A 12832-nucleotide genomic window follows, 5' to 3' on the forward strand; every position below is an offset into this window, starting at 1 on the left:
GAATCTTGCTTTAGGCGTTCAAATCCCACATGCCGGATGCATGCTCGTTCGGCATATCAGGCAGCTCCGGTACTGGATATCCCTGCGGAGGCTCTGTAACCATGAGTTCGCCCCCGTTGCGGCTTGGTGTTGTGCCGCTGTAAATCTCGCCAATGCGGGTCGGGTCCAGGCGGAAGTTGAACTGCGTATTATGGAAGCCCATTTCCACATACTTGCGGCATTCCGGATATTTGTTCAAATCATAGTTTGGCACAGGGAACAGCTTGCCCCATTGAACGCCCAGAGTTTCCAGCGCCTTCGCAAAGGCATTCTGGTGGGCATTGTCGCGCACCATCAGGAAGGCGATGGTTTCGCGGAGTGTTTTGTTGGAGCTCATTTCGTAAATACGGGACTTTTGCAGTACGCCGGTAGACTCCAGCATGACGTTGTTCAGCAGGTTCGCCACGAGATTGCCGTGGTCGTATACCCAAGAGCCGTTCCAAGGGTTGCCGCCGGCATCAACCGGCAGGGAAGCCTTCGCGCCGATAATATAATGGTGCGGATTGGCGTGTTTTACCACATCATCAAGCGGTGCGCCATCGGCTGCCATATTCCCCGGCATTTCGCCGCCGGACTCATTCAGCAGCTGATTGATCGTTGTTTGGACCAATTCAACATGGCTCAGCTCCTCCAGGAAAACGCCGCGGATCAAGTCGCGGTATTGCTTGGCTTTTCCGCGGAAGTTGGCGCTTTGGAAGGAGAATTGCATCAGTGTGCGCATTTCGCCGAACTGGCCGCCGAGCGCTTCCTGCAGTACCTTGGCTGCCGCCGGGTCCGGCTTGTCCGGTACAATTATGTTAATGAGCTCTTCTTTGTAATAGTACATAGGCTATCCCTCTTTTCTGATAATGATGGTATGGAATACCTCTTATAGTGTTCGCCTTTTCCTCCGATTCAAGCGTCGGGAATTCCTTACAAAACCTTGTCCTTTGACAAGTGGATAGAAGTTCCTCTAGCATGATACATGAGATGATTATGCATGCTGATACTAACAGCATAAGCAGAAATGATGAAAAGGAGAGGTTTCATGCTGACAGCAAATGCCATTGGCATATTAAAGGATAAAATACAGCTCATTCGCCCAAAGGAGGATCAGGCCATTTATTTGGTCGGCCCGGTCAAGCTGCCGGTTAATCTATACGGCGAAACAAAGATTTTTCAGTGGTACTGCTGGCTCGAATGCGGTGAAGTGACGGAGGATGTGGAGCGTATCGTGGAAAAGCTGTCCTCGGTCAACCTGGCTGAAATGCAGCAGTCCAGTGTGCTTGTCTACGGTGATTTCGAGAATGCGGAGGAAGCCATTATCCGTATGCACAGCATCTGCCACACAGGTGATATTTTCGGCAGCAAGCGCTGCGACTGCGGCTATCAGCTGAAAAAGTCCATGCAGCTTATTACCGAGTTTGGCACAGGGGCGCTGTTCTATCTCGCCAACCATGAAGGGCGCGGCATCGGCTTGTTCAGCAAGGCGCTGGCCTATGTGCTGCAGGAGAATGGTCTGGATACAGTGGAGGCAAATCTGGCGCTCGGCTTTGTCGATGATGCCCGTAATTATGACGATGCCATTGAAGTGCTCAAGGCGCTGCGCTCCAAGCCGGTAACGTTGATGACCAATAACCCGCGCAAGCTGGAGGCGCTGCAGCAGGCAGGCTTGAATGTGTCTGAACGCCAGCCGCTTTGGGGCGACGTGTCCGAGTTCAACGAGAAATATCTGCAGACAAAAATCAAGCGCTCCGGCCACCTAAAGGGAGGCCATCCGGATGAATGAGCATGAGCATTATATGCGCCTGGCGCTGGATAATGCCCGTGCGATGAAGGGACAGACGGACCCGAACCCGCTGGTGGGGTCTGTTATTGTGAATGACAGCCGCATTGTCGGGTTTGGCGCACATATGAAAGCGGGGGAGCCGCATGCCGAGATTCATGCGCTCCGTATGGCGGGCGAGAAGGCGCGGGGCGGCACAATCTATGTGACGCTGGAGCCGTGCTCGCATCATGGCCGGACCGGCCCATGCGCGGAGGCCATTGTGCAGGCAGGCTTGAAAAAGGTGGTTGTGGCAGCGTTGGACCCGAATCCCCTTGTAGCTGGACGCGGCATTGAAATCTTGCGCAACGCCGGCATTGAAGTGGAAACAGGCATTCTGGAGGAAGAGTCCCGCAGAATGAATGAGGTTTTCAATAAATATATTGTCTCGAAGCTGCCGTTTGTCACCCTGAAATCTGCGGTAACCTTGGACGGCAAGATCGCGACAGCCTCCTCCGACAGCAAATGGATTACCTCCGAAGCCGCCCGCCGGGAAGTGCATGAAATGCGAAACGAAAACAGCGGCATTCTGGTCGGTGTCAGCACGGTGATTCACGATGATCCGGAGCTGACATCCCGCATTCCAAACGGGCGCAATCCCATCCGGATTATCCTGGACTCCACGCTGCGCATTCCCCTCGCAGCAAAGGTGGTAACAGACGGGCAGGCGCCAACCTGGGTTTTCACAACAGAGCGGCACGATACAGACAAGCGGCATGCGTTGGAGACGGCGGGTGTCAAGGTGTTTGTGACCAAGGGAGAGCAGCATGTAGATCTGCAGGAGGCAATGGAGATTCTGGGGCAGAGCTTTGTTTCCTCGGTCCTGCTGGAGGGCGGCGGTGAAATCAACGCCGCATTTCTGGAGCAAAGGCTGATTGATAAGCTCGTTTTGTATATTGCGCCCAAGGCCATCGGCGGCAAACTGGCGCCAAGCTTTTTGGAGGGCGTTGGCGCAGAGAAGATGAAGGATGCAATTGAGTTTACCGATGTATCAATGACGCAGGCCGGCAAAGACTTCAAATTTACAGGATATCCTGTATACCGGGAGGCCTAAGATGAAGCTTGGCTTTGATATTGATGATACCTTGATTAATCTGCGGGAGCATGCCTTTCATTTGTACAATAGGAAGCTGAACCAAAATGTCGGCTTGGATGTGTTTCACGGGCTGAAAACATTGGAGATTCATGAGGCATTCGGTCTGACGAAGGAGGAAGGCGGCCGGATGTGGCGTGATTCCATGGAAGAGGTGTACTTTACCGACTGTCCCCCGTTTCCGTATGCGGTCGAAGTGCTGCGGGAGCTGGAGGAGCAGGGGCATGAAATCTATTACATCACTGCGCGCCCGAAGGAACATGGCGAACGGACCAAGCAGTGGATGAAGGATAACGGCTTTCCTGTTCGTGATGACCGGTTCTATTACGGCATGAAGGATGAAGAGAAGCTGCAGATTATCGGGCAGCTTGGGCTCGATTATTACTTTGATGATAAGCCGCGGGTGCTGGAAACATTGATGGATCAGCAGCTGAAGGTGTACGCCAAAAGCAATTCCTACAATCAGCACCTACATATTCCGCGCATCACCTGCTGGTCGGAGCTGAAGGGAATCTTGGAAGGGTAGAGAAAAAGGGAGGCGGCTGCCTCCCTTTTTCTTATACATGCAGGAATTTCACGCAAACCGGGTCTGGCACCTGCACATCAGACTGCAGCAGACGGAGCTTTCCTGTTTCAGCATCACGCGCGAATAAAACGAGGTTGCTGGACTCTTGGTTCGCCGCAATGACAAATTGCTCCGTAGGGTCCAACACGAAATCACGCGGCCAGTGGCCTTCTGTGGATACATGCTCCACGAATGTCAGTTCACCAGAGTCCTGATTCACGCTGAAGACTGCAATGCTGTCATGTCCGCGGTTGCCGGCATAGACGAAGCGGCCGTCGGCAGAGATGTGGATGGCGCTTCCTTGGTTGTTGGCTGTAAAATCAGCCGGCAGTGTGGAAACGTACTGCTTCTCCGTGAAGCTGCCATCAGCCGGATTGTAGGAAACAGCGATTACGGTAGAGCCGAACTCTGTCATGATATATGCATATGTGCCGTTTGGATGGAAGACGATATGTCTTGGGCCGCTTCCCGGCTTCACAGAGAATCGGCTCGCCTCTGTGAGGTTGCCGTTATAGGAGCGGTACGAGAAAACAGTATCTGTGCCAAGGTCAACCGCGACCACATACTGCCCGTCCGGCGTGAATCCGGCATAGTGGGCATGCGGCTTTTCCTGGCGCGGGTCCGGTCCGGAGCCGGCGTGCTCCATCACAGAAACAGCGGGGCTTACAGAGCCATCCTCCTGGACAAGATAAGATTCAATAGTGCCCTTATGATAGTTGGCCGTCACCACCGTTGTGTTTTCCTTGTCAGTGCTGATATGGCAAGGCGGGGAACCGGCTGAGGTTTGTGTGTTCAGCGCTGTCAGCGTGCCATCCTGCAATGTGTAGGAGGACACGCCGCCTTCGTCTCCCTGCTTGACAACTGCATACACATAGCGGTTGTCAGAGCTGATGGTCAGGTATGTAGGATTGTCCAGCTTCGCGGCTGTCTGCACATGGCCGATTTTGCCGGCGGCGGTGTCGAGGGTGAAGGAGTAGATGCCTTCACTGTCACCTTTTGTGTAGGTACCGATGTAGCCGTGGAAAAGGTTCTGCGTCATAGGTAGATGCTCCTTTTGTGAAAATGTTCTCATGTTCCATTATAGCCTAATATTCCCCATAGAAAATGCATGTTTCTGCAATTCTATATCAGATTGACAGATATAATTCGAGAAAGTATAATAGCTTACATAAAGTAATTAACTTATTTATTTTTTAAAAGGAGAGAAGCAGATGAAATTTCATCAGTATCCACATGCATTTGTCAGTCATGCTCGTCTTAATGTGCAAAATCTGCAGCGTTCCCTTCGGTTTTATCAGGAAGTCATCGGATTGCGCATCTTGGAGCAGTCCAATCATGAAGCATCTTTAACTGCAGATGGAAAAACAGCGCTTCTTACCCTGGAACAGCCGGCGGATGTGCTGCCAAAGCAGCCGCGCGCAACAGGGCTGTACCACTTTGCTCTGCTGCTGCCGAACCGTGCTGAGCTTGGAAAGGCACTTCGCCATTTGCTTCATACGGGTTGGCCGCTGCAGGGCGCATCCGATCATCATGTGAGCGAGGCCATTTATCTTGGGGATCCGGATGGAAACGGAATTGAGATCTATGTCGACCGCCCTGCGGAAGCTTGGAAATGGGAAGGCGACCATGTCTTTATGACAACAGTGGGCATGGACGCAGAAGGTGTGCTGGCAGAAGCTGATGAGTCGCCATGGGAAGGGCTGCCTGCAAGCACCATTATGGGGCATATTCATCTTCATGTATCTGACCTGCAAGAAGCGGAACAGTTCTATACAAAGGGTCTTGGCATGGATGTCGTTCTGCATTATGGCAGCCAGGCGCTCTTTGTTTCCTACGGGCGTTACCACCACCATATCGGCCTCAACACGTGGAATGGAGTTGGGGCGCCTGCGCCGGCCCGGAACAGTGCGGGGCTGCAATGGTATACACTTGTGCTTCCGAGTGAGGAAATGAGAAAGCAGGTTGTCCGGCAGCTGCAGGCCATTGGTTCCCCGGTAACCGAGGAGAACGGCCGCTTCTTTACAGAGGACCCGGCCGGGAACCGTATTTTGCTGCATGTATAGGATTGCGGAGGATGCCTGATTTGGGCATCCTCATTTTTTAGGGGGAGAAAGTCAGGAAAATGAAGCGAAACCTGGCAGTAAAAGCTATAATAGAGATGTAAAAGGATATGATGATGTGATGAGAGGACAGGGGATTGCATGGAGAAGTATATTGCCTTTGATATCGGGGGAACAAAGGTGAAGCATGGACTGGTATTGGCCGATGGCACCATTATACATAAAGGAAGCTACCGGACTGACTGTGACAGTCTGGAGATATTTCTGGCTGATATGCTCAGGGTTATAGAGGAATATGGCCAGGAGGAGGCAGCGGGGATTGCGATCAGCATGCCTGGTTTTATTAATGTGGACACGGGCTATGCAGAGTGGGCCGGAGCAGTAGCTGCTTTGCAAGGCCAGAATTTGAAGCAATTGCTCGTAGAACGGACTTCCTTGCGGGTTGAGATTGAAAATGACGGAAACTGTGCCGCTTTGGCTGAGAAATTGAATGGAAATGCAGTGGAGTGCCGGAATTTCATCTGCCTGACCATCGGCACAGGGATTGGCGGGGGCATCTTCGTCAATGACCAAATCGTGCATGGCCACCGCTTCCGGGGCGGCGAATTTGGTTTTATGTTTACCCAAGCAAGTGACACAAATAAAGACAGCATGCATGACAATGCTTCTACTGCTGCTTTGATCAAGAAATATAAGGAATATAAAGGAATTGAAACTCCGGTAGAAGGTGCGGATGTGTTCGCAGAGGCCTACCGTGACGAAGAGGTAAAGCGTATTCTCGATCAATGGTACAGCAGCCTGAGCTACGGGATTTACAATCTGGCGGCAACGCTGAACCCGCAGAAGATTTTAATCGGCGGCGGCGTCAGCGCAAGGGAGGAAATTGCAGCGGAGCTTACCACAAAATTGGAAGCGCTGCCATATTGGGAGATGCTGCAGGTGCCGCTGCAGGTCTGCAAGCATCGGAATGATGCCGGGCTTCTGGGGGCGGTTTGCCATTTCCAGCGCACAAGCACGCAGGATAATTGAAGTATGCCGGTTATAAATGAGTACGCTTTTTCACAATTATCACGTATACTATGATTCGGACAAAAGTGGAGGGGTGTCATTGGAGTATTCATCAATTCAGACAAAGAAGATTTATGAGCAGATTTTTGATATTATTCATCAACGGATACAGGAAGGTTCTCTGAAGCCTGGGGACAAGCTTCCGTCCTCCTGGCAGCTTGCGGAACAGTTCCAGGTCGGGCGTTCGGCGGTCCGCGAGGCGCTCAGCGCGCTGCGGGCCAGAGGCTTGATTGAGGTTCGCCAGGGCGAAGGAACCTTTGTCAAGGCTCCGGAACCGGCAGCCGCAGCCATGCCGCTGCATCAGATGCTCCTAATGAAGCATCAGGACCTGATGGACTTGCTGGAAGTGCGCAAAGTGCTGGAGGTAGGTGTAGTAAGAGGGGCTGCCCTGCGGCGGACGGACGCAGACTTGGCAGTGATGAAAGCATGGCTGGACGAGGGACAACAGCACCTTGGCGACGAAAAAGCCAGTGAATGGGCTGACCTGCAGTTTCATATGGCTATGGCGAAGGCCGCCCACAACAACACCCTGCTGGAGTTGATGAACCGGGTGCTTGAGGCGGTCCATGAAACACGGCGCGTCGCTTTACACGGAGAACGGGCAACTGCGGAAGATTTGGTGCAGCAGCATCAGGATATCTTTGCGGCCATTGCCCGCCAGGATGTGCAAGGGGCAGAAGAAGCGCTGCTGCGGCATCTGGAAGGAGTCAAGCGCGTGCTGGACCATTTTTCGAAAGAGCTGTCGTAAGAGACAGCTCTTTCCTGGCATGAAAGAGAAGAACGTTCCTGTCCCAAGGCGATGCCGTACCTTCGAAGCCTATAGGGAAGGGCTTTATAATATGCGAGAGAGAAGCATTATAAAGCGTGCCCAGGAAGAAACATCTGAACCGGCAATAGTTCAAGCTAAGGGAAAGTTCTGCAGGCTTCACAAAGCTTTCTGCTTTTTTTATATGCTCCGGAAGGAAACCGAACGCACACGGGGAATCATACAGATAGATTTGCACAATGAATTTGCTCTTTCAGCTTCTGCAGCCGGCTTCGTGCTGAAACCATTCAAGCACAACAAACTGACGCTTCATACGTATGCCTCCTTATATTCATGCCGGCTCTGGGCGGATTACTTTCCGCTGCCGTTTCTATAGCATGAAGAGATGTTACTTTCATTTGATTTGAAAATGATTCTCATTTTTAAATGAGGAGCTTGAAAGGAAGGAACTTAAGTGAGAGAAATAAACCCAAACGAGCTGTCAGAACGTGAAAACTATAAGCTGCTGATTGGCAGCATTATCCCGCGGCCGGTGGCCTTGGTGACCACCCTCTCTGAGGAGGGTGTGTTAAATGCGGCGCCGTTCAGCTATTTCAGCATTGTTGCATCCAACCCGCCGCTGATTTCGGTGTCAGTGCAGCGGAAGGGGAAAGAGATGAAGGATACAGCCCGCAATGCGATAGCAAAAGGAGAATTTGTCGTCCATATCGGGGATGAAGCATATGTGGAAGCATTAAATAAGACAAGTGCGAGCCTGCCTGGTGATGAAAGTGAAGTTGACTTTGCAGGATTGACTCCTGTGCCGAGCAAGGAAATTGCGGTGCCCGGCCTTGGAGAAGCTGGCATCAGAATGGAATGTGTGCTCGAACAGGCAATCCAGCTCGGCGGGAACGGGGAGAGTCCGGCCTGTGACCTGCTGATTGGCCGTGTGGTGCAATATCATGTCCGGGAAGATTTGTATGAGAACGGGCGCATTGATGCGGCTGCGCTGCGCCCGATTGGCCGTTTGGCAGGCAATACGTTTGTAAAGCTGGGAGAAACCTTTGATTTGCAGCGTCCGCTGTGACGCAAGGAAGCTTCAGGGATATCCGGCAAGCTGGTTACAGCTTCGTCCGGATGTCCCACAGCTCCGGAAAAAAGCGGTGGTCCAATACCTTCTTCAGATAGGATACTCCGGATGAGCCGCCCGTGCCGGTTTTATGTCCGATAATCCGCTCAACCGTCTTCATATGGCGGAAGCGCCACTGCTGCATACAATCCTCTACATCCACCAGCTTTTCGGCCAGCTGATACAGGTTCCAATACGCATTCACGTTATGATAGACAGCAATCCAGGCTGCTTCCACACTGGCATCAGCTGTATACGGCCGGGTAACATCCCGCTGCAAAACGGTCTGGTTGATGGAGAATCCGTTCCGGGCCAGCGCCCCAATGGCGGCATCATACAGGCTGGGCGCGCGGAAAGCCTCCTGCAGCCGGGCTTGCAGAGCCGGGTCTTTTTCATAGATTTTCAGAATGTGCGGGGACTTATGTCCGAGGACAAATTCAATCAGGCGGTGCTGATAGGATTGAAAGCCCGAGGATTGTCCCAGCTCGCTGCGGAATTCCAAATACTCGGCCGGAGTCATGGTGGCGAGTACGTCCCAGGATTGGATGAGCTGTGCCTGGATGCGGGAGACACGTGCCAGCATTTTGAAGGCCGGAGAAAATTGGTCCCGGCTGATACAGGCAACAGCTCCATCCAGCTCGTGCAAGGTCAGCTTCATCCAAAGCTCACTCACCTGGTGAATAATGATAAACAACATTTCATCATGATGCCCGGACAGCCGGTTTTGGCTGGACAAAATGGCATCCAACTGCAGATAATCCCCATATGTCATGCGTTCCCGAAAGTCAGTGTGAAGACCAGGCTCCTCTTGCTCTGCCATAAGCGCTCCCCCTTTTAGTTCACTATATGGGAGACAAACAAAAAAATGCCCGGCACAATGGCCGGGCTGCGTGATTTATTTAAGGGAGCGGCCGAAGCTGCCTTCGAATACAGATTCCTTCGTGGCGCGGCGCTGCGAAGGCTGTTCGCGTTCCCGCAGCTGCTCCGGCAGTGCTTCCGGGGTGCCTTGATAGCCGATGGCAACAAGTGCGTCAATTTCATAGGTTTCCGGGATATTCAGCACCTCTCTCGCTTTGGCAAAGTCGATGCCTGTCATCGGATGCGTGATAAGGCCTTTGTGCACAGCCTCCAAAGCCAGGAATCCCCAAGCTGCTCCTGCATCAAAGCTGGCGGAGCGGTTTTCGCCATGCTCTGTTACTTTCTCGGAAATAATGAGCGCGAATGCCGGCACCGGCTTGCACCACAGCATGTTAAATTCGCCAATGAAGGAGTGGAACTTCTCGCGTGCTTCTTGTGTATGGGCAAGAATAAAACGCCAAGGCTGGCGGTTAAAGGCGGATGGTGCCCAGCGTGACGCTTCAAACAGGCTGAGAAGAATGTCCTCCGGCACCTCCTGTGTGGAGAAGGAACGCGGTGACCAGCGATTCAGAAAGACCGGATTAATGTCGTAAGCGGATTGGCGACTTGCATTTGTCTGTACAGACATAGGATAACCTCCTTACAAAAGTATAGTGTCTTTTTATTGTAGCGTGTGTTTTATGTGTATTCCAAACATATGAACTTTTGACTATTGGGATTTATGGTTGGGTTGTGTTTTCCAATTGAAGGCAGCCGCCCGCTTTGCTATAATGCAAGGAAGAGAAAAGCTGCATACAGTTTTCTAGGGTTCCGCAGCAGTGGCTGGCCTGGTCCGAGAGAAAACGCACAGGGTGCCTGTGTCACACGGAGGGACAAAAGCCCGGGAGGATATCAAGGATATCTTTCCGGGCTTTTTTGCGGCACCTCTTTGAAAGGGAGGAGATTTCATGAACAGAGAATGGGCAAAGGTATTTTTTGCTGCTTTTTTTGAAGTGGGCTGGGTCGTGGGGCTTAAGCATGCTGATACGATATGGGAATGGACCGGGACTGCGATTGCGATTGCAGTGAGCTTTTATATGCTGATCATGGCAGGGAAACGGCTGCCGGTCGGGACGGTGTATGCAGTATTTGTCGGGCTTGGCACAGCCGGGACAGTCCTTGCAGAAATTGTGTTGTTTCAGGAGCCGATGAAGCTCATCAAGCTTCTGCTGATTGGCATTTTGTTAATCGGGGTGGTTGGACTGAAGCTGGTGACCAAAGAAGAAGGGGGAGAAGCATAATGGCATGGTTGTATCTGGTGCTTGCCGGTTTGTTTGAGATGATGGGCGTTGTGATGATTAGCCGGCTGCATCGCGACCGCAGCTGGAAATCCCTTTTGCTGCTGGGAATCGGATTTGGCGCAAGCTTCGGCTTCCTGGCGTTGGCGATGAAATCGCTGCCGATGGGAACTGCCTATGCGATTTGGACCGGCATCGGTGCTTCCGGCGGCGCAATTTTGGGAATGGTGCTGTATGGGGAGCCGCGCAGCGGGCTGCGCATCCTGTTCATTTCGCTTGTGCTGGGATCCGCTGTCGGGCTGAAGCTGGTTTCTTGAGAGAAATCTAGTTACAGAAAAAACAACGGAGGAGCTGACAATCAGTTCCTTTTTTGTTGGCTTCCTGGCGTGAAACAATAGGCGATTGTGGTGAAACAAAACCAGCACAAATGAAACAAAACAGAATTGTTTCCCCGGCGGGAGTGCAAGCAGTGAAACAAAAAGTCCAAAAAATGAAACAATCCCTGTTGAATGCCTTGGCTGCCCCATCAGTTTTATCATGGCATGCAAGTAATGGCGCGATTTTGTTGAGCCAGTATCCGTCTGAACCAGCCCTGCGGGAAATTCGGCTGAAAATAGACCATCACTGAAGTCCCTAATTGCACCGGGCTTCAGTAATGGTCTATTTTCTTTAAGCACCGGATAATGGCGGTTGAAATGGCAGATAGATAGAAACCTTTGTTCCTGTGCCAACTTTGCTTTCAATGTGCATCCGCCCGCCGTGGGACTCGACAATTTTGAAGGTGGTCAGCATGCCAAGCCCGGTGCCTTTCTCCTTTGTTGTGTAGAAGGGGAGGCCGATTTTGTCCAGCAGCTCGGCCGGAATGCCGCAGCCTTCATCTTGAATTTGGACACAGATGCTTTCTGCATCATATTGCTGCAGGGTAATGCGTATGCAGCCGCCCTCAGGCATGGCCTCAATGGAGTTTTTAACAAGGTTAATGAAGACTTGCTTCAGCTGATTGCCGATGCACTGCACGGGAGGAAGCACTTCGCAATCGGCTTCCAGAGTAACTTTATTCATGAGCGCCTGGGAACTGAGCAGCAGCATAACATCTTCCACAATATCCTGTACGCTTTCCAGGCGGAATTGTTGTGCCTGCGGCTTGGCCAGCAAAAGCAATTCTCCTGTGATGGCTTCAATGCGTGTGATTTCTGATTCCATAATGTGGAAATAGTTGGTGCTGCTGTCTTCGGCAGATGTCCGCATCAGCTGCAGGAAGCCCTTCAGGGAGGTGAGCGGATTGCGGATTTCATGGGCAATGGATGCAGACAGCTGTCCGACGGCCGTCAGCTTTTCAGAGCGCACAAGGCGGTCTTCCGTTTGCTTTTGTATGGTCACATCCTTGGCAATGCCATAAACACCGACAATCTCCCCGTCTACAATAATCGGGATGTTTGTAACACGTACATGAATCACATGGCCATCCTTGTGCCGGGCCTTTACTTCATAATGCTGGGTAATCCCGTTGGCAGCCAATTCATAATGGTGGATGGTCCGCTCTAAATCCTCCGGCGCCACAAGAAGCGTAAAGGAGGATTGCAGCAGCTCTGCCTCACTGTAGCCGAACATTTTCTCCATGGCCGGATTGACGCTTAAGTAGTTACCCTGCAGGTCAAAGGAGTATACGGCATCGGGATTCTGTTCAAAGAGGGAACGGTAATGCTGTTCGTTTTGCGCAGAAGCCAGCCTTTGGTCCGTAATATCCTTAAAGAAAACAGACAGTCCATTTTCGCAGGGATACGCCCTGACATCAAACCAAGCATCAAGCGGCGGAAAATACGCATCGAAGGTGACAGCTGTTTGCGCGGACATGGCTTTATGGTATTGTTTATAAAACGGCAACGCAGATGCGGCCGGAAACTCGGCCCAAATATTTTTGCCGCATATGTCAGCATGGTCACGAAACAGCAGGCGGCCGGCCTCTGCATTCATGTAAGTAAAATTCCAATCCCGGTCCAATGCAAAAAATCCATCAGTAATGCGGTCTAAGATTTCCAATGCGTTGATTTGCGGAATGATCATGAAGCAACCCTCGCCTTATTGTTAGACTTTTAGGTAATATTCTCTTTTTTTACAAGGAATTCCTCCCCGAAACCAGGGGAGTTTTGCAATAATATTATTTTAAAAATATGATTACTGATAAAAAAGGAGC

Annotated in this window: 15 protein-coding genes and 1 riboswitch; of the genes, 10 read left to right on the top strand and 5 right to left on the bottom strand. The window is 51.6% G+C overall.

Annotated elements, in window-relative coordinates:
• Positions 1-10: 10 nt before the first annotated feature.
• The gene (locus tag NK662_RS12750; RefSeq protein WP_254759318.1) at positions 11-865 is read right to left on the bottom strand and encodes a manganese catalase family protein; all 855 of its coding nucleotides are present in this window, start codon (positions 863-865) and stop codon (positions 11-13) included.
• A gap of 201 nt (positions 866-1066) precedes the next feature.
• On the opposite strand from NK662_RS12750, the gene NK662_RS12755 reads away from it, so the two are divergent.
• The 3 genes from NK662_RS12755 to NK662_RS12765 are packed head-to-tail and all read left to right on the top strand — an operon-like array spanning position 1067 to position 3462.
• A complete protein-coding gene (locus NK662_RS12755) occupies positions 1067-1807 on the top strand; it encodes a GTP cyclohydrolase II (RefSeq protein ID WP_254759319.1) in 741 nt (246 codons plus the stop codon).
• Complete coding sequence (gene ribD / locus NK662_RS12760) at positions 1800-2897, top strand: bifunctional diaminohydroxyphosphoribosylaminopyrimidine deaminase/5-amino-6-(5-phosphoribosylamino)uracil reductase RibD (RefSeq protein WP_254759320.1); 1098 nt, start codon at positions 1800-1802, stop codon at positions 2895-2897. The genes NK662_RS12755 and ribD overlap by 8 nt, the downstream gene beginning before the upstream one ends.
• 1 nt (position 2898) lies before the next feature.
• Positions 2899-3462, top strand: a complete 564-nt coding sequence (locus tag NK662_RS12765; protein WP_254759321.1) for a 5' nucleotidase, NT5C type — start codon at positions 2899-2901, stop codon at positions 3460-3462.
• A 31-nt stretch (positions 3463-3493) separates the two neighbouring features.
• Here the strand turns inward: NK662_RS12765 and NK662_RS12770 are convergent, their stop codons facing one another.
• A complete protein-coding gene (locus NK662_RS12770; RefSeq protein WP_254759322.1) occupies positions 3494-4540 on the bottom strand; it encodes a lactonase family protein in 1047 nt (348 codons plus the stop codon).
• A gap of 172 nt (positions 4541-4712) precedes the next feature.
• Here NK662_RS12770 and NK662_RS12775 point away from each other — a divergent pair, with 172 nt between their 5' ends.
• The 4 genes from NK662_RS12775 (at position 4713) to NK662_RS12790 (ending at position 8461) form a co-directional block, all read left to right on the top strand.
• Positions 4713-5564: a VOC family protein gene (locus NK662_RS12775; RefSeq protein WP_254759323.1), complete on the top strand. Its 852-nt coding sequence runs from the start codon at positions 4713-4715 to the stop codon at positions 5562-5564.
• 138 nt (positions 5565-5702) lie between these two features.
• Positions 5703-6590 carry an ROK family protein gene (locus tag NK662_RS12780; RefSeq protein ID WP_254759324.1) on the top strand — a complete coding sequence of 296 codons (888 nt, stop codon included), beginning with the start codon at positions 5703-5705 and terminating at the stop codon, positions 6588-6590.
• 79 nt (positions 6591-6669) lie between these two features.
• Positions 6670-7377 carry a FadR/GntR family transcriptional regulator gene (locus NK662_RS12785; protein ID WP_254759325.1) on the top strand — a complete coding sequence of 236 codons (708 nt, stop codon included), beginning with the start codon at positions 6670-6672 and terminating at the stop codon, positions 7375-7377.
• Between the two features lie 472 nt (positions 7378-7849).
• Positions 7850-8461, top strand: coding sequence for a flavin reductase family protein (locus NK662_RS12790; protein WP_254759326.1), 612 nt, complete (start codon positions 7850-7852; stop codon positions 8459-8461).
• 34 nt (positions 8462-8495) lie between these two features.
• On the opposite strand, the gene kynA is transcribed toward NK662_RS12790, so the two are convergent.
• Both kynA and NK662_RS12800 read right to left on the bottom strand, forming a co-directional pair.
• Entirely contained in the window at positions 8496-9323 is an 828-nt protein-coding gene (gene kynA, locus NK662_RS12795; RefSeq protein ID WP_254759327.1) for a tryptophan 2,3-dioxygenase, read from the bottom strand.
• Positions 9324-9398: 75 nt separating this feature from the next.
• Entirely contained in the window at positions 9399-9989 is a 591-nt protein-coding gene (locus NK662_RS12800; protein ID WP_254759328.1) for a nitroreductase family protein, read from the bottom strand.
• 163 nt (positions 9990-10152) lie between these two features.
• Positions 10153-10250, top strand: a riboswitch (guanidine-I (ykkC/yxkD leader).
• A gap of 58 nt (positions 10251-10308) precedes the next feature.
• Between NK662_RS12800 and NK662_RS12805 the strand changes: the two genes are divergently transcribed.
• From NK662_RS12805 to NK662_RS12815, 3 genes are all read left to right on the top strand, one after another.
• The gene (locus tag NK662_RS12805) at positions 10309-10641 is read left to right on the top strand and encodes a DMT family transporter (RefSeq protein ID WP_254759329.1); all 333 of its coding nucleotides are present in this window, start codon (positions 10309-10311) and stop codon (positions 10639-10641) included.
• Positions 10641-10955 (top strand): DMT family transporter, encoded by a 315-nt coding sequence (locus NK662_RS12810; protein ID WP_254759330.1) that lies wholly within the window; start codon positions 10641-10643, stop codon positions 10953-10955. Before NK662_RS12805 ends, NK662_RS12810 begins: the two co-directional genes overlap by 1 nt.
• A gap of 152 nt (positions 10956-11107) precedes the next feature.
• Positions 11108-11266 carry a hypothetical protein gene (locus tag NK662_RS12815; protein WP_254759331.1) on the top strand — a complete coding sequence of 53 codons (159 nt, stop codon included), beginning with the start codon at positions 11108-11110 and terminating at the stop codon, positions 11264-11266.
• 41 nt (positions 11267-11307) lie between these two features.
• On the opposite strand, the gene NK662_RS12820 is transcribed toward NK662_RS12815, so the two are convergent.
• Complete coding sequence (locus NK662_RS12820) at positions 11308-12702, bottom strand: PAS domain S-box protein (RefSeq protein WP_254759332.1); 1395 nt, start codon at positions 12700-12702, stop codon at positions 11308-11310.
• Positions 12703-12832: the final 130 nt, after the last annotated feature.

Source organism: Ectobacillus ponti (assembly GCF_024294785.1).
In the GTDB taxonomy this organism is placed as follows: domain Bacteria; phylum Bacillota; class Bacilli; order Bacillales; family Bacillaceae_G; genus Ectobacillus; species Ectobacillus ponti.